Origin of the sequence: Modicisalibacter muralis, from assembly GCF_900102945.1 — a bacterium.
GTDB lineage: Bacteria > Pseudomonadota > Gammaproteobacteria > Pseudomonadales > Halomonadaceae > Modicisalibacter > Modicisalibacter muralis.
In genome coordinates, this window is sequence record NZ_FNGI01000004.1 from 90,274 (window position 1) to 105,004 (window position 14,731).

At 62.8% G+C, this 14,731-nt stretch carries 13 protein-coding genes; 6 read left to right on the top strand and 7 right to left on the bottom strand.

The window, feature by feature from the left end:
• Positions 1 to 25: 25 nt before the first annotated feature.
• The 3 genes from BLR92_RS08960 to BLR92_RS08970 form a co-directional block, all read right to left on the bottom strand.
• Positions 26 to 901, bottom strand: a complete 876-nt coding sequence (locus tag BLR92_RS08960) for a DMT family transporter (protein WP_089727689.1) — start codon at positions 899 to 901, stop codon at positions 26 to 28.
• A gap of 123 nt (positions 902 to 1,024) precedes the next feature.
• The gene (locus BLR92_RS08965) at positions 1,025 to 2,068 is read right to left on the bottom strand and encodes a GlxA family transcriptional regulator (RefSeq protein WP_089728051.1); all 1,044 of its coding nucleotides are present in this window, start codon (positions 2,066 to 2,068) and stop codon (positions 1,025 to 1,027) included.
• A 46-nt stretch (positions 2,069 to 2,114) separates the two neighbouring features.
• Positions 2,115 to 3,569, bottom strand: a complete 1,455-nt coding sequence (locus tag BLR92_RS08970) for a sodium:solute symporter family protein (protein ID WP_089727691.1) — start codon at positions 3,567 to 3,569, stop codon at positions 2,115 to 2,117.
• 259 nt (positions 3,570 to 3,828) lie between these two features.
• Between BLR92_RS08970 and BLR92_RS08975 the strand changes: the two genes are divergently transcribed.
• Positions 3,829 to 4,704 carry a LysR family transcriptional regulator gene (locus BLR92_RS08975; protein WP_089727693.1) on the top strand — a complete coding sequence of 292 codons (876 nt, stop codon included), beginning with the start codon at positions 3,829 to 3,831 and terminating at the stop codon, positions 4,702 to 4,704.
• Positions 4,705 to 4,746: 42 nt separating this feature from the next.
• On the opposite strand, the gene BLR92_RS08980 is transcribed toward BLR92_RS08975, so the two are convergent.
• The 3 genes from BLR92_RS08980 to BLR92_RS08990 form a co-directional block, all read right to left on the bottom strand.
• Entirely contained in the window at positions 4,747 to 5,955 is a 1,209-nt protein-coding gene (locus tag BLR92_RS08980; RefSeq protein ID WP_089727695.1) for a M24 family metallopeptidase, read from the bottom strand.
• Positions 5,956 to 5,975: 20 nt separating this feature from the next.
• Positions 5,976 to 6,290 (bottom strand): hypothetical protein, encoded by a 315-nt coding sequence (locus BLR92_RS08985; RefSeq protein ID WP_089727697.1) that lies wholly within the window; start codon positions 6,288 to 6,290, stop codon positions 5,976 to 5,978.
• A gap of 328 nt (positions 6,291 to 6,618) precedes the next feature.
• Entirely contained in the window at positions 6,619 to 6,993 is a 375-nt protein-coding gene (locus BLR92_RS08990) for a hypothetical protein (RefSeq protein WP_089727699.1), read from the bottom strand.
• Positions 6,994 to 7,281: 288 nt separating this feature from the next.
• Between BLR92_RS08990 and BLR92_RS08995 the strand changes: the two genes are divergently transcribed.
• Both BLR92_RS08995 and BLR92_RS09000 read left to right on the top strand, forming a co-directional pair.
• Positions 7,282 to 7,497 carry a DUF2061 domain-containing protein gene (locus tag BLR92_RS08995; RefSeq protein ID WP_089727701.1) on the top strand — a complete coding sequence of 72 codons (216 nt, stop codon included), beginning with the start codon at positions 7,282 to 7,284 and terminating at the stop codon, positions 7,495 to 7,497.
• Between the two features lie 247 nt (positions 7,498 to 7,744).
• Positions 7,745 to 8,476: a L,D-transpeptidase family protein gene (locus tag BLR92_RS09000; protein ID WP_089727703.1), complete on the top strand. Its 732-nt coding sequence runs from the start codon at positions 7,745 to 7,747 to the stop codon at positions 8,474 to 8,476.
• Here BLR92_RS09000 and BLR92_RS09005 read toward each other — a convergent pair.
• On the bottom strand, positions 8,438 to 10,132 hold the full coding sequence (locus tag BLR92_RS09005; protein WP_089727705.1) for a BCCT family transporter: 1,695 nt from the start codon (positions 10,130 to 10,132) through the stop codon (positions 8,438 to 8,440). The two genes, BLR92_RS09000 and BLR92_RS09005, sit on opposite strands and share 39 nt — an antisense overlap.
• 372 nt (positions 10,133 to 10,504) lie before the next feature.
• Between BLR92_RS09005 and BLR92_RS09010 the strand changes: the two genes are divergently transcribed.
• Genes BLR92_RS09010 through BLR92_RS09020 form a run of 3 tightly spaced genes read left to right on the top strand, consistent with a single transcriptional unit; the run spans position 10,505 to position 14,630 of the window.
• Positions 10,505 to 11,695, top strand: coding sequence for an aromatic ring-hydroxylating oxygenase subunit alpha (locus BLR92_RS09010; protein WP_089727709.1), 1,191 nt, complete (start codon positions 10,505 to 10,507; stop codon positions 11,693 to 11,695).
• A 23-nt stretch (positions 11,696 to 11,718) separates the two neighbouring features.
• A complete protein-coding gene (locus tag BLR92_RS09015; RefSeq protein WP_089727710.1) occupies positions 11,719 to 13,161 on the top strand; it encodes an aldehyde dehydrogenase family protein in 1,443 nt (480 codons plus the stop codon).
• 11 nt (positions 13,162 to 13,172) lie between these two features.
• The gene (locus BLR92_RS09020) at positions 13,173 to 14,630 is read left to right on the top strand and encodes an FAD-dependent oxidoreductase (protein WP_089727712.1); all 1,458 of its coding nucleotides are present in this window, start codon (positions 13,173 to 13,175) and stop codon (positions 14,628 to 14,630) included.
• The last annotated feature ends 101 nt before the right edge of the window (positions 14,631 to 14,731 follow it).

A 14,731-nucleotide genomic window follows, 5' to 3' on the forward strand; every position in this document is an offset into this window, starting at 1 on the left:
GCAGCGGCGTTTTTGCGAATCATCGTCACGTCGTGGGGCGCGCCTTGATCGCGACCCTGCGCTCATGCACGGCGATCAATATGCCGCTGCCGATGATCACCCCGGTGCCGACATACACCCACAGGTCGGGCATCTCGCCCCAGAACCACCAGCCCAGCAGCACCGCCCAGACCATCGCCGTGTAATCGAACGGCGCGGCCAGCGATGCCGGTGCATGCCTGAACGCCAGGGTGATGCAGGCCATGGCGACGACACCCAAAATGCCGGCACCAACGAAGCCAAGCCAATGCACCGATTGTGGCGGGCGCCAGTAAAGTGGCAACAGCAACGCGCTGACGATCAGCGGTACCAGTGTGACGTAAAACACCATCGCCCACAGGCGCTCCTTGCCGCCGTAACGTCGTGCGGTAATCATCAGCAGTGCATAGCAAACCGCCGCGCCGACCACCACTAGCGCGCCGAGCTGAAACCCCGCGGCACCGGGGCGCACCACGATCAGCACGCCGACAAACCCCGCCAGCGAGGCGATGAACGGCAGCCGCTCGACCCGCTCGCTAAGCAGCGGGCCTGAAAGCAACGTAACGAACAGCGGCGCGGCGAAAGCGATAGCGGTGGTTTCCGCCAACGGCAATAGCGTCAACCCAATCACGAAGCAGAACATCGTGCCAGTGGCGATCAAGCCACGAATCAGATGCACGCCGGGGCGACGCGTCGCCAGCGTGCGCAGGCCGCCATTGAAGTACGCAATCGTCGCCACGAGCGGCAACGCCACCAGCGTGCGAAAGAAGATGATCTGCACCGGCGCGTAGCTTCCCCCCAGCCATTTGGCCAACGCATCGCCGAGGGCCAGACACAGCACCCCGAGGCACATGTATGCGATACCAACCAACGACGATGACATGCCCCCTCCACTGGCCCGATGACGAAGACGCAAAGAGGGGCGCCAACTGGCGCCCCTCATCGAGCATAGCCGATCGCCGACAGGCGGTCATCCGGCTAACGACACCCGACGCTACGTACTTCCCTAAGCGCTAGGTCGCTGGGCGCGTAGCGTCTCGCGGAATCGCCCCGGGGCGACGGCGAAGAACTCACGGAAGCAGCTACGAAAGTGCGAAATGCTGACAAAGCCGCTGGCGACGGCGATATCGGTAATCGAGCGGTTGGTCTGCAATAGCAGTTGCCGGGCGTGGGTCAGGCGCAGCTCCAGATAGTAGCGCGTCGGCGTCGCATTGACATGCCGACAGAACAGGCGCTCGAGCTGGCGTCGGGAGATCTGTGCGCACTGCGCTATCTCGGTTACCGCCAATGGCTCCTCGATATTGTTGCGCATCAGTTCCAACGCCAGCTTCAAGGGCTGCGGCAAGGTGGGATCGCGGTCGAGGGCGACTACCGAGACATCCATGACCTCCTGCATCTTGTCGCAGCCAAGTACTTCCTCGATCGCGCTGACGAACTGTGCGCCGCACCCGCGTCCGATCGCCTCCAGCATCATGTTCAGCGAGCTGTTCGCCCCGGCGCAGCTGAACCGGTTGCGATCCAGTACGTGCGAGTAACGCGACAGTTTCACCCCCGGGAACAGCTCCTGCATCATGGAGCGCCCGTCGGGATGAAACGCGCAGTCGTAGCCATCCAGCAGCCCGGCCTCGGCCAGGAAGTAGGCACCGTTCCATAACCCGCCCAGCATCGCACCGGCTGCGACACCCCGCAGCTTGCTGCGCAGCAACCGGTCGGGATGCAGCGCCACCCGGTAACCGCCGCACACGATCAGAATGTCCTGCTCGCGCTCCTCCAGTTCGTCGAGCCGGCAGTCCGTCGAGATGGCGATACCCAGATCGCTGACCATCATCTCGCCTGCTCCACCGACCACCAGCACCTCGTACAGCGGCGCATGACTCATCAGGTTGGCGGTCACCAGGGCATCCACCGCGCCGGTGAAGGCCATCATCGAGAAATGCTCGCGCAGCACGAACGCCACCCGTTGGGGTGGCGTTGCCGGTACCTGGCGCGGATCCCGGTCGAGGTGTGCCATATTCTTGTTCTTCAACAAACTCTCGAAGGACGTTCTCATTTTCGTCACCCGTGTGCGATCCAAGCCCAGATAGCCGGCAGGCATGTCACACCGGGGATTTGCTCCCCACCTGACGCGGCGTCAGGCAGGACACGCCGATATAGCAGATAGACGATACCACGCAGCCGGTCAGCGGTCCCACCAGCCAGCCGACATCGGCAAACAGCATCATATAACCGCAGGTAACGAAGCCTATCAGCATGGCACTGAGCGCACCCCAGGCCGAGCCCTGCCAGAAGGTGGAGATGAATACCGGGCCGATCATGCTGGCCAGCAGCGTGCCGGTACCGAGGATGCCCAGCCACGAGAGCATGAACGGCGGCGCATAGAGCATCATCAGCAGCGCGACGATGCCGAGCACGACCACCGCCGCGCGATTGACGAACAGCGCCGTGCCGGCACTGGTGGCCGACTGCTTGAACAGCGACAAACGCAGGTCGTGGGACGTCGCCGACGCCACGGTGTGCAGCAGCGAGTTGGCGGTGGATTTCATGGCGAAGATGATGAACAGGGTGATGATGCCCTGCAGGGCGGGGTGCATGAAATGCTCGAGATACATCGGCATGGCCTTGTCGGGGTCCGCCAGGTCGGGCATATGCATCCTGACATATATTCCGACGACCGGAATCAGGCTGAGCAGGGCGCCGAGGATCGCCACGTAGACACCCACCCTATGCAGCTTGACCTCTGGCTTCATCGCCAGGAAGCGGATCGCCATGTAGGGAAGCACTGCGGCGAACAGGAAGGCATAGGGCAGCACCAGGAACACCGAACCGGGATGCTCGCCATAGGGCGCGCCGGTGGTGGGGTTCAAAAGCTCGGGATCGATGGCATTGAGTGCCGCCTGCCACTCGCCGAGGTTCACGCTGGTCAGCATCTGCACGATGATGATCACGGCGGCGAGCGCCATGCCACAGACCATCACCGTGTCGGTCCAGGCCACCGCGGCCAGTCCGCCGAGCATGGTGTAGATGATGATGACACCGACCATCAGGAAGGCGCTCTGATTGAGCTCGATGCCCAGCCAACTGGCGCCGAGCAACCCGACGGCCTTGATCTGGCTGGTCAGGAAGACCAGCAGCAGGACGATGGTGATGAACGCCGCCACGCCCTGTACGACCCGCCCCATGCCACCGCCGCCATGACTCTGGGCGATGTATTCGGGGATGGTATTGCTGCCCATGTCGATGGCCTTGCGCTGCAGGAAGCGGGCGAAGTACAACACGGCTATCATCATCGCAGGGGCGAAGAAGAAGTTACCCAGCACCTCGATCGCGCCGAACTGGTAAGCGACGCCGGGCGAGCCCATGAATCCCCAGCCGCTGAAGCCGGTGGCCACGATGGTGCCCGCGCCAACGAAGGCGCCGAGCGACCTTCCGGCGACCAGGAAACCGCCTTCGTCGTCCTTCTGCATGGTTTTCGAAGACAGGTAGCCCAGATAAATCAGCAGGCCAAACGTCAATAGCAGCAGGCCCCAATTGAATAGCGTATATGCATCCATGACGATTTACCCTTTTTGTTTGCGCTTGAGTTCTCGATGCAGATACACCGCCCCGGAATGCAACAGCATATAGCCTGTTAAAAGCAGGAACGTGGTTAATACCCAGGAATCCATAGCCCTAACCTCTTGTTATTGATCTGGCTGACAGTCGAAAGCGCAATGCTTGCCCGGCGCCTTTATTTCAAGGTATTTTACGCGCCAGCTCGCGGCCAATTTGAAAAACAAATGCGCACATCATAGGCGCCAATATGAGGCCTTCATGAAGAATATTCCTACCGACCTGCTCCGAACATTCGTTACCATAAAGGATCTGGGTGGTTTCACCAGCGCCGGAGAGTTGCTGGGCCGGTCTCAGCCAGCCATTAGCCTACAAATAAAAAAACTCGAGGAAACATTGGGCACCAAACTGTTTCTTCGCGGTACCAGCCTCGCCCTGACGGCCGACGGTGAGTATCTATACGCCTCGGCCAAGAAAATGCTCGAAATCAATGACGAAATCGTCAACAAGATCAGGGGCGAAAATATTTCCGGGAAAGTCCGTCTCGGCATTCCCAATGATTTCGAATTGGCGTTTCTTCCCAGAGTCTTGAGAAGCTTTTCCAAGACTTATCCGAATATTTCCGTAGAGGTGGACTGCGAGATAAGCAAAGTCATTCAGCAGCGATATCATAAGAACTTTTACGATATCGTTCTCGTCATGGAGGCGATCAACGCAAACGAGGAGAGAGATAACCGCGATTACCGCATTGAGCAATTGGAGTGGGTCATGGCCCACGACTACACACCCTCGCGGAACGAGGTCGTTCCCTTGATCGCTTATCCGCAAGGATGCATCTACCGCAGTATCACGGAAGAGTTACTGACATCGCATGGCATAGGCTACAAGGCAGTCTATACCAGCCCCAGCCTTCTGGGGCTGCTGTCCGCCGTGGAGGCCGGGCTAGGCATTACCGTCATGGCCCATTCGACCGTACCCAGCAAGATGAAGTGCGCGATGACAACGGCCGCGCTCCCGCCCCTTGGCCAGGTATGCATCGGGCTGTACTACAAGCAGGAAGCGCTAGGCACCGCCGCACAGCGAGTGCTCGACTTTCTGCGCGCGGGCATCGCCAATCTGGAGAAGAGCGAGCTGTAACGAAGCTATTGCCAGCCAGGTTGGCTGACAATAGCTAACGTTCTATTTGACGATATTGTGCTCCGGTCCGTACGGGAAGCCGGTGATATTGTCGGCTCCGCTGTCATGGACCACCAGGATATCGTGCTCGCGATAGCCACCCGCGCCGGGCAGGCCCTCGGGGATCATGATCATCGGCTCCATGGAGACCACCATGTTGGGCTCCAGCACCGTCTCGATATCCTCGCGCAGCTCGAGCCCCGCCTCGCGACCATAGTAGTGGCTCAGGGTGCCGAAGGAGTGGCCATAGCCGAAGGTGCGGTATTTCAGCAGATCGTGCCTGGCGAAGATCTCATTGAGCTCGGCGGCGATGTCGCAGCAGCGCACGCCCGGCTTGATCAGCTCCTGGCCGCGCCGGTGCACCTCGCAGTTGGCCTCCCACAGGCGCAGATGCTCGTCGGAAGCATGCTCGCAGAACAGCGTGCGCTCCAGTGCCGTGTAATAGCCGGAGATCATCGGAAATGTATTCAGGCTCAGGATATCTCCGGGTTGCACGCGCCGGCTGGTGACGGGGTTGTGCGCACCATCGGTATTGATGCCCGACTGGAACCATACCCAGGTGTCCATCAGTTCACTGTGGGGATAGGTCTTGGCGATTTCGCGCACCATGGCCTGGGTACCGGCCAGCGCCACCTCGTACTCGGGCACGCCGGCCGCGATGGCATCGCGCACCGCGACGCCGCCGACATCGGCGATGCGCGCACCCTGGCGAATCAACGCGATCTCCTCGGCCGACTTGAGCATGCGCATGCGCATGGTCGGCGCGCCGACATCGACCAGCTCGACATCACCCAGCGCCTGCTCGAGCTTGGCCCGGTTCTGCAATGTCAGATGGTCGAACTCCACACCGATGCGCTTCTTGCCCTCGCAAAGCTGCTTGAGCGCCTTGAAGAAGTTGTCCTGCTGCCAGTCGGTGTAGACGACATTGTCGCCGAGCCGATTGCGCCGATAGGGCTGGCCGCCGTCGATATTGGCGGTGACGGTGGTGAAGGCATCCTGAGTGACGACCAGGCCATAATCGCGACCGAACTTGCAGTAAACGAAATCGCTGAAATAGTTGATATTGTGATAGGAGGTGAAGATGACGGCATCGACACTCTCCACGGCCATGTAGCTTCTCAGCTTATCCAGGCGGGCCTGCATTTCCCGATCGGAAAACGTCGGTGTCACTTTTTCCCCGTTGGGGATTTCGATGAGGGAGGGCAATTGCATTCTTTTCTCCTTACTGTTTTTCAAGCAACGTTCAGCGTCGGCTTGGAACCTATCTTGATCGAGATTCCCGCGTTCGATTCCGCGGCGTTCTTGGCCGAAAACTCAAACAGCGACAAACCATGACGCGCTTCCAGGATTCTTATGACTCGCGTGATGTGGTAGAACTCTTCTTCCTTCACCAGCACTTCGAACCCCACCAGCCTGACGCCTGATAAGTTCGCCGCGTAAGAGGCTTCGACTCTCAGCGTCGAGCCGATATCGCGTTTTAACCCTCTTGGCATCATGCCGCCCAGGGCCGCTTTCTTGACGCGGAAGACCAATATCCAGGGTTTCATTCCATCTCCACCGCCATCGGATATTCCCAACTATCGTCAGCGCTTCTTTCGGGCACAAATAACTAGTCCAAATGCGCTCATTTCTTCGGCTAATGGCTTTTTATTTCAACGGATTAAGCATAAAACGAGGAAGAAAAATCACACGCTGGAGCGCTGCCCCAGGTAAAGAGAAAGGGTGCGGAAAAAGAAAAGGCCCGCGATCGCTCGCGGGCCTCGTCATGGTGTCTATCAGATTGTGGAAATCCAATGACACCGGGGATTTTCGGCAATTTCGGGGACCGCCGATCTGGCGCCCCATCGAGCATAGCCGATCGCCGTCAGGCGATCATCAGCGGCAACGAATGGTCCACACCGCCTTGTAGCCGTCGCCATCGGCGCTCGCGGCATCGAGGTTGGTTTCGTCGTTGACCGTGGCGCCTTCGAGCATCTCGCCGGCCTTGGCGCGCTTGGCGGCGCTGGCGTCCGGGTCCAGCACCTGCTGTTCGACGATCACGAACTCGTCGCGATCCTGCGCTTCGCACTGCTCCAGCGCTCGCTCCTTGGCTTCGCCGATCGCCTCCTGACGCTCGTCGCCAAGGCCCGTAACGACATAATCGGAGCTGCGCGTTTCCATCGAACTGCTATCGCTGGCACAACCCGCCAGGGTGATAAGCGCCGCGCCGCCAAGCGCCAACATCAGTGGTTGAAGGTTCTTATGAATCATACGGAGACTCCTTTTCCGTGGGTGCCACAGGTTGCCTGAGTAACTGAACGCGTATGCAAGCGTACTTTCGACACAACATACACGACATGCTCATATCCTAAATTACCGAACGATCCCTGCAAGAGTGGCCGCATGGCGACGCCACTGTCGCTACCAAGAGACAAAGTGCAACGCCTATACATAGCGCCATGCTATCGAGTCTATCATTGCAATCATTTTTACGAATGATTATCAGAGGCATATCCTTATGAGTCACGGTAGCTTGGAAGAGAATTGGGGAGCCCTGACATGATCAAGACGATGACCTTCGCCTGCGTGCATTTCAGCGTGGCGTTCACGGTGACCTATCTACTGACCGGTAGCTGGGTGCTCGGCGGCTTGATCGCGCTGGTCGAGCCAATGGTCAATACCGTGGCTTATTTCTTTCACGAGAAGGCGTGGGAACGTATCGGCCAGCGTCGCGCCAAACGCCAAGGCGCCATGAACGAGGCCCTGCACATCTGAATGGCGGTCACACTGCGCCGCTGTCGCTTCGCACATTTTATCCCCAAGCCAGGATATTGTTTGGCAACGCCAATTTACCTAAATTAACATTTATATCCAGAACCGTAGCCGCGCTAAGAAGAGGAAGGCTCTCCCGACATCGGCGAAAAGCACGGAAATAGCGGGTAAAACGCGCGCAAAAAGCGCGATAGCCGCGCGCCGGGATCCATGACAATCGACTCGAACGTCATCGATCCTGGGGCCCCTCATGTTCAAGTCCTGTCTGCTGACCTTGGTTGCCGCGCTGGTGCTGACCGCGACAGACGCCCATGCCAACCTTGAAAACCCCACCTCTGCCACGTGGGGCGAACCGATCTCGCTATGGTCCGAACTCGTCACCATAGCTCGCCCACAGGTGGCGCCGGACGAGATATGGATTCGCATCGATCTCGATCGGCGTGAGCTCGCCGTGCTGCGGGGCGGGCAGCGCCTGATGACGATTCCCTACCTGGCGATAGGCACCGCCGGCGCCAGCCGCATCCGCCTGCAAGGCAGTCACCTGACGCCGGTCGGCGAGTTCCGTGTCGACCGGATCAATCGCCAGAGTCGCTTCGAGCTGTTCTTCGGATTCGACTATCCGACACCGGAGGTCACCCGCGACGCCTGGCGCCGCGGCATACTCAGCGATCGCGACTATCGCCACTACCGGCGTTACCGCCGGCAGCACGGCGTCTCTCCGGCGAACACGCCGCTGGGCGGCTACATCGGCATTCACGGTCTCGGCGACCGCCCGGCCGGCGTGCATCGCATCATGGACTGGACCGAGGGCTGCATCGCCGTGACCAATGCGGAGATTCGGGCCCTGGCCCGCTACATGGATATCGGCACGCTGGTGGTGATTCGTCAGCACCGCCGCGACTTCACTCAAGCGATCGTGACGCACGGAATCGCCCAGGGTTGGTCACGCCACTTCACCGCCGACCGTCGTGACGCTCGATGATGAGCGAGGTGCGGCGTATTCCGGCCGGCCACTGGCCTGGTCGAGCTCCTCTGCGGCGGGGCGTACCTGAGGCGGCAACATGGCAGCCGCCATGGGCTCGCGGCGCAGCGTGCGATACAGGCCCACCGTCATTATCAGCAGGAAGACGGCGATCGGCAGCCCGGCAATGATCGAGGCCGTCTGAATGGTCTCCAGGCCACCGGCATACAGCAGCGCGCCGGCGATGGCGCCGATCACCACGCCCCAGACCACCCGAATCGACTGCGGCGGCTCGGGATTGCCGACGCTGTCGAGGATGCACAGCACCAGCGTGCCGGAGTCCGCCGAGGTGATGAAGTAGGTCGCCAGCAGCAGGCTGGCCAGAACCGACAGCACGCTGCCCAATAGGCCGGGATCGAGTGACTCGAACAGCGTGAACAGCGCCGAGGTGGTATCCGCCTGGGTGGCCTGGAGCACGGCGCCGCCGGCGAATTCACTGTCGGCGGACAGCTCGTCGCTGGCAACGGCCTGTTGATAGGCCTGGCTGGCCTGCAACTCCTCATGCAAGGCGCTGCCGCCGAACACCGACATCCAGATGAGGGTGACCAGCGTCGGCACGATCAGCGCACCACCGACCAGTTCGCGGATGGTGCGGCCCCGTGAGATGCGCGCGATGAACATGCCGACGAACGGCGCCCAGGTCATCCACCATGGCCAGTAGAAGGCGGTCCACCAGTTCTGCCAGCCGCTGTCGGCATGCGCATCGCTCCACAGGCTCATGGCGATCAGGTTGTCGACGTAGTCGCCGGTGCTTTGCAGCAGGGTATTGAGGATGTAACGGGTCGGGCCGATGGCCAGCACCACGGCGACGATGACCAGCGACAGCAGCATGTTCCACTCGGAGAGACGCCGGATGCCACGACCGACACCGGACATCACCGAGGCGATGGCGAAGAACATGATCAGCGCGATCATGACCAGTTGCACCCCCATGCCGATCTCCAGCCCGAACACGCTATTGAGCCCGCTGTTCATCTGGATCACGCCCAGGCCCAGCGACTGGGAGACACCGAAGGCGGTGATCGCCACAGTCAGGATATCCACGGCGTGGCCGATGGGGCCGTAGATGCGCTCGCCGATGAACGGGTAGAGGATCGAGCGCAGCGTCAGTGGTAGGCCCTTGCGGTAGGAAAAGTAGGCCAGGGCCAGGGCGACGATGACGAACACCGCCCAGGGGTGCAGCCCCCAGTGAAAGAAGGTCAGGCGCATGGCCATCGCGGCGGCCTCTTCGCTCATGCCCTGGGTGAAGGGATTGTCGGCATAGTGGAACATCGGCTCGGCCACGGACCAGAAGATCAGGCCGATGCCCATGCCGCCGGAGAACAGCATGCTGATCCACGACAGGAAGCCGAATTCCGGGGCCTCGTCGTCCTTGCCCAGCCGCACGTGGCCGAAGCGGCTGACCATGAGGTAAAGCAGAAAGGCGAGCACGCCACTCACCACAGCGAGGTAGAACCACTTGGCGTTGTCGAGGACAACCGTCGATACGTCCTGGAAGATGGCACCGGCTTGCTCGGCCAATACCGCACAAAAGATCACGAAGCCGATGACCAGTACCTTCGATGCGATAGTCACCGTCGGATTCAGGCCCTTGAACAGGCCGCTTTCTGAACGCATGGCGTCACTCTCGATATTTGTTGTAGTGATATCTCGGCTGGAATCGCCAGGAAAGGCTGCCAACCATCCACCGCGCAGACTGTCGGCTGACCATGGATCGAGCAATGCATTTTTTGTCATCCATCGATGAGTTTTTGTATTGCGAATCCCGTCACATAACACATGATCTCTCTGACATTGGCCACTTTATAAGCGGTGCTTCTTGAAGCGAGCTCAATTTTCATGCATGAGATTTACTCATGATTTGATGCCAAATCATCGATTGTGGTCAAGACCTCGGCACGCCTAGATTGCCGTCAACAACCCGTCCCTCCGGTCGGGCCATTGCCAGCAATAACAACGCGTCACCCAGCGTTTCCGTGAGAGGCCAGCATGACCGACATGACACTTCCCCTGATTCCCGCCCAGCAACTCGACAGCGTGCTCGCCCCGATCGCCGAGGCGACGGGCATGCCCAATTCGGCCTACGTCAGCGACGCGTTCTTCGCCGCCGAGCGCGACCGCCTGATGGCCAGCACCTGGGCCTGCATCGGCTTCGCCAGTGACCTGGTCAAGAACGGCTACGTCAAGCCGGTCGACTTCATGGGCCTGCCGCTGGTGATGATGCGCAACAAGGACGGCGAGACCCAGGTCTTCCACAACGTCTGCAGCCACCGCGGCATGCAACTAATCGCCGAGGAAGGCGAGGTGCAAGGCGTGATCCGCTGCCCTTACCACTCCTGGACCTACGACCTCAACGGCAACCTCAAGGGCACCCCGCATATCGGCGGCGTCGGCCAGCACAAGGTCGAGGGCTTCAAGTGCGAGAAACATGGCCTCAAGCCGGTGCGCAGCGCGGTGTGGATGGACATGGTGTTCATCAACCTGGACGGCCGGGCCCCTGAGTTCAGCGAGCACGTCGCGCCCCTCGAGAATCGTTGGCGCGACTTCATCGGCGCCGACGGCTTCGGCCTGCTGCGCCGCGCCAACATGGGCGGCAACCTGGAAATCACCGTTAACTGCAACTGGAAGCTGGCGGTCGAGAACTATTGCGAGAGCTACCACCTGCCCTGGGTACACCCCAGCCTGAACAGCTATTCGCGTCTCGAGGATCATTACAACATCCAGTTCGGCGAGCATTTTTCCGGACAGGGCAGCCTGGCCTATCGGCTGTCCGACGTGGCCGGCACCCAACTACCGAAGTTCCCGTCCTGGCCCCAGGACAAGCTCGAGCATGCCGAGTACGTCTCCTTCTTTCCCAATGTGCTGCTGGGCGTCCAGGCCGACCACTTCTTCGCCATGATGCTCGAGCCGGTCTCGGCCGGTCAGACAATCGAGCACCTGCGCGTCTACTACGTCGGCGACGAAGCGACCAAGGATGCCTACGCCGCCTCGCGCACCTCGACCCTGGAGTCCTGGCGGGTGGTGTTCGGCGAGGACATCGGCGCCGTGGAAGGCATGCAGCGCGGCCGCCGGTCGCCCGGTTTCCAGGGCGGCGTCTTCTCGCCGGTGCTCGACCACCCGACCCACTTCTTCCACCAGTGGGTGGCCCGCCGCGTGCGCGGCGATGCCGAAGCCGCCTGACATACCCGTCTCTGGAGCCCCTGATGAGCACTCTCGACCGCTACGACAATTACATCGACGGCACCTGGGTCGGTGCCGAGAGCTACCTCGCCGTCGACGACCCGGCCACCGGCGAGGTCTACGCCGAGATCGCCGAGGCCGGCATCGGTGATGCCGACGCGGCCATGGCCGCGGCCCGGCGCTGCGTGGCCTCGGGCGCGCTGAGCGCGGTACGCCCGGCCCAGCGCGTCACCTGGCTGCTGGCCATCGCCGAGGAGATCCGCGCACTGACCGACGAAGCCGCCCGGGTGCTGTGCCGCGAGAACGGCAAGGCGCTGTCCATCGCCCGCGGCGAGTTCGAGGAGGCCGCGCGCTACTTCGAGTACTACGCCGGCATGGCCGACAAGATCGAAGGCACCTCGATCCCGCTGGGCGACGACTACATCGACTTCACCAGCTACGAGCCGATGGGCGTGTCGGTACAGATCGTGCCGTGGAACTTCCCGCCGTCGATCTGCGCGCGCTCCCTGGCCCCGGCGCTGGCCGCCGGCAACGCCGTGGTGATCAAGTCGCCGGAGATCTCGCCACTGGCGATGACCTTCCTGATGACCGCCTGCGAACGCGCCGGCCTGCCCAGGGGCGCGGTCAACCTGCTGTGCGGCAAGGGCTCGGTGATCGGCGCCCACCTGGTCAGGCACGTCGAGGCCAACCAGATCGTCTTCACCGGTTCGGTGCCCACCGGCCAGCGCATCCTGCGCGACGCCGCCGAACGCGCCACCCCCAGCGTCATGGAGCTGGGCGGCAAGTCGGCGGCCATCATCCACGCCGATGCGGATATCGAGCAGGTCGTCGACAGCGTCAGAAACGGCATCTTCTTCAACGCCGGCCAGGTCTGCTCGGCGCTGTCGCGCCTGCTGGTCCACCGCTCGCGCTTCGACGAGGTGGTCGAGCGGGCCCGCGCGCTGTCTGAGGGCCTGTCCATCGGCCCCGGCGTCGACGAGCCGGACCTGACCCCGTTGGTCTCCCGGGCCCAGCTCGAACAGGTCGAGGCCATGTGTCGCCGGGCCATCGAGGCCGGGGCCACCTGCCTCTCGGGTGGTGAACGCGTGGCCGGGGTGAATGGTTACTTTATGCAGCCGACGCTGTTCACCGATGTCGCCGTGGACAGCGAGCTCTTCCAGGAGGAGGTGTTCGGTCCGGTGCTGGTGATCCACCCCTTCGACAGCGAGGACGAGGCCGTCGAGCTGGCCAACGGCACCGCCTTCGGCCTGGTGGCCGGCGTCTTCGATGACAACCTGAATCGCGCCCTGCGCACCGCGCGGCGCCTGCGCGGCGGTCAGGTGTTCATCAACGAGTGGTTCGCCGGCGGCGTGGAGACGCCCTTCGGCGGGGTCGGCCTCTCCGGCTTCGGCCGCGAGAAGGGCCAGGAGGCGCTCTACAGCTACGTCCAGACCCGCAATATCGCCGTGCGCATCAAGGGCGCGTGAAGGAGGCCCTCATGAAGAAGTGGCTGTGCATCATCTGCGGTCTCATCTACGACGAGGCCGAGGGCTGGCCCAGCGACGGCATCGCCCCCGGCACCCGCTGGGAAGACGTGCCGGAGGATTGGCTGTGCCCCGACTGCGGCGTCGGCAAGGCGGATTTCGAGATGATCGAGATCACCGAGGACGTTCCGGCGGCCGGCGTCCCGGTCGGCGCCCCGACGGCGGCCGGCGTTCCGGCCGAGACCCCGGCGGCAGCCGCGCCCCTGGCGGATGCGGTGGCGGCACCGGCGGCGACTATTGCGCCCGTCGCGCCGAGCGGCCCGCTGGTGATCATCGGCAGCGGCCATGCCGGCTACGGCCTGGCCGAGGCGCTGCGCACCCGCGACGCCGAGCGCGAGATCCATGTGGTCACCGCCGATGACGGCGGCTTGTACGCCAAGCCGGCGCTGTCCAACGCCTTCGCCCTGGGCAAGGACGCCGAGGCCCTGCTCGACGAGTCGGCGCTGGCCATCGAGCGGCGCCTAAACATCCGCGTGCACGCCTTCTGCCCGGTGGAGCGCATCGACGCCGAGGCCAAGCGACTCACGACCCGGCTTGGCGAACTGGACTACGGTCAGCTGGTGCTGGCCACCGGTGCGCGGCCCATCCGCATCCCGGTGGAAGGCGAGGCGGACGCGCTGCTCTCGGTCAACGATCGCGGCGACTACAGCGAGATGCGTCGGCGTCTCGATGCCCTGGGCCGCGAGGCGCGGGTGGTGATCATCGGCGACGGCCTGATCGGCTGCGAGTTCGCCAACGACCTGGCCCAGGCCGGCCACGCGGTCGAGGTGGTGGGCCTGGCCGACCGGCCGCTGCCGCGGCTGCTGCCCGAGGCGGGCAGTGCGGCCCTGCGCGAGGCGCTCTCCACGCTCGGCGTGGGCTGGCACCTGTCACGCTCGGTGGCGAACGTGGCCGCCACTGGGGACGGCCACCGGCTGACCCTGACCGATGGCAGCACGCTCGAGGCCGACCTGGTGGTCAGTGCCGTGGGCCTCGTGCCCAACGTCGACCTGGCCCAGGCGGCCGGCATCGACTGCGGCCGCGGCATCCGGGTGGATGAGTTCCTCTCCACCTCGTTGCCGGACGTCTACGCCCTGGGCGACGCCGTGGAGATCGACGGTCAGTTGCTGCCCTACCTGGCGCCGATCAACGCCGGGCTGCGGGCCCTGGCGGCGACGCTTTCGGGGTCGCCGACGCCGGTCAGCTACCCGCTGATGCCGGTGATGGTCAAGACCCCGGCGGCGCCGGTCTGCGTGGTGGTGCCGCCGGCCGAAACCGAGATGAGCTGGCGCGTCAGCGCCACCGCCGATGGCATCGAGGCCGGCGGCTACGACGCCATCGGCCGGCTGCTGGGCTTCGCCCTGGTGGGTGAGGCGGCCATGGCCCGGCGCAGCGACTGGGTGAAGGCCTGCGGTCAGGCCCAGGCCGCCTGAGGCACGCAGCCGTAATCGCACACGCGGCGTCCACCGGGCGCCGCCTTCTTTCGAACCGCCGGCCCGCCCGGTGATGACGTCGCGCCCCGGCGCGACGGAGG

What these genes read in the sequence shown, in the direction of transcription:
- BLR92_RS08980 (WP_089727695.1), bottom strand. Translation starts at nt 5,955, where the DNA reads ATGCAATTGCCCTCCCTCATCGAAATCCCCAACGGGGAAAAAGTGACA.
- BLR92_RS08970 (WP_089727691.1), bottom strand. Translation starts at nt 3,569, where the DNA reads ATGGATGCATATACGCTATTCAATTGGGGCCTGCTGCTATTGACGTTT.
- BLR92_RS09005 (WP_089727705.1), bottom strand. Translation starts at nt 10,132, where the DNA reads ATGCGTTCAGAAAGCGGCCTGTTCAAGGGCCTGAATCCGACGGTGACT.
- BLR92_RS08985 (WP_089727697.1), bottom strand. Translation starts at nt 6,290, where the DNA reads ATGAAACCCTGGATATTGGTCTTCCGCGTCAAGAAAGCGGCCCTGGGC.
- BLR92_RS09020 (WP_089727712.1), top strand. Translation starts at nt 13,173, where the DNA reads ATGAAGAAGTGGCTGTGCATCATCTGCGGTCTCATCTACGACGAGGCC.
- BLR92_RS09000 (WP_089727703.1), top strand. Translation starts at nt 7,745, where the DNA reads ATGTTCAAGTCCTGTCTGCTGACCTTGGTTGCCGCGCTGGTGCTGACC.
- BLR92_RS08960 (WP_089727689.1), bottom strand. Translation starts at nt 901, where the DNA reads ATGTCATCGTCGTTGGTTGGTATCGCATACATGTGCCTCGGGGTGCTG.
- BLR92_RS08975 (WP_089727693.1), top strand. Translation starts at nt 3,829, where the DNA reads ATGAAGAATATTCCTACCGACCTGCTCCGAACATTCGTTACCATAAAG.
- BLR92_RS09010 (WP_089727709.1), top strand. Translation starts at nt 10,505, where the DNA reads ATGACCGACATGACACTTCCCCTGATTCCCGCCCAGCAACTCGACAGC.
- BLR92_RS09015 (WP_089727710.1), top strand. Translation starts at nt 11,719, where the DNA reads ATGAGCACTCTCGACCGCTACGACAATTACATCGACGGCACCTGGGTC.
- BLR92_RS08965 (WP_089728051.1), bottom strand. Translation starts at nt 2,068, where the DNA reads ATGAGAACGTCCTTCGAGAGTTTGTTGAAGAACAAGAATATGGCACAC.
- BLR92_RS08990 (WP_089727699.1), bottom strand. Translation starts at nt 6,993, where the DNA reads ATGATTCATAAGAACCTTCAACCACTGATGTTGGCGCTTGGCGGCGCG.
- BLR92_RS08995 (WP_089727701.1), top strand. Translation starts at nt 7,282, where the DNA reads ATGATCAAGACGATGACCTTCGCCTGCGTGCATTTCAGCGTGGCGTTC.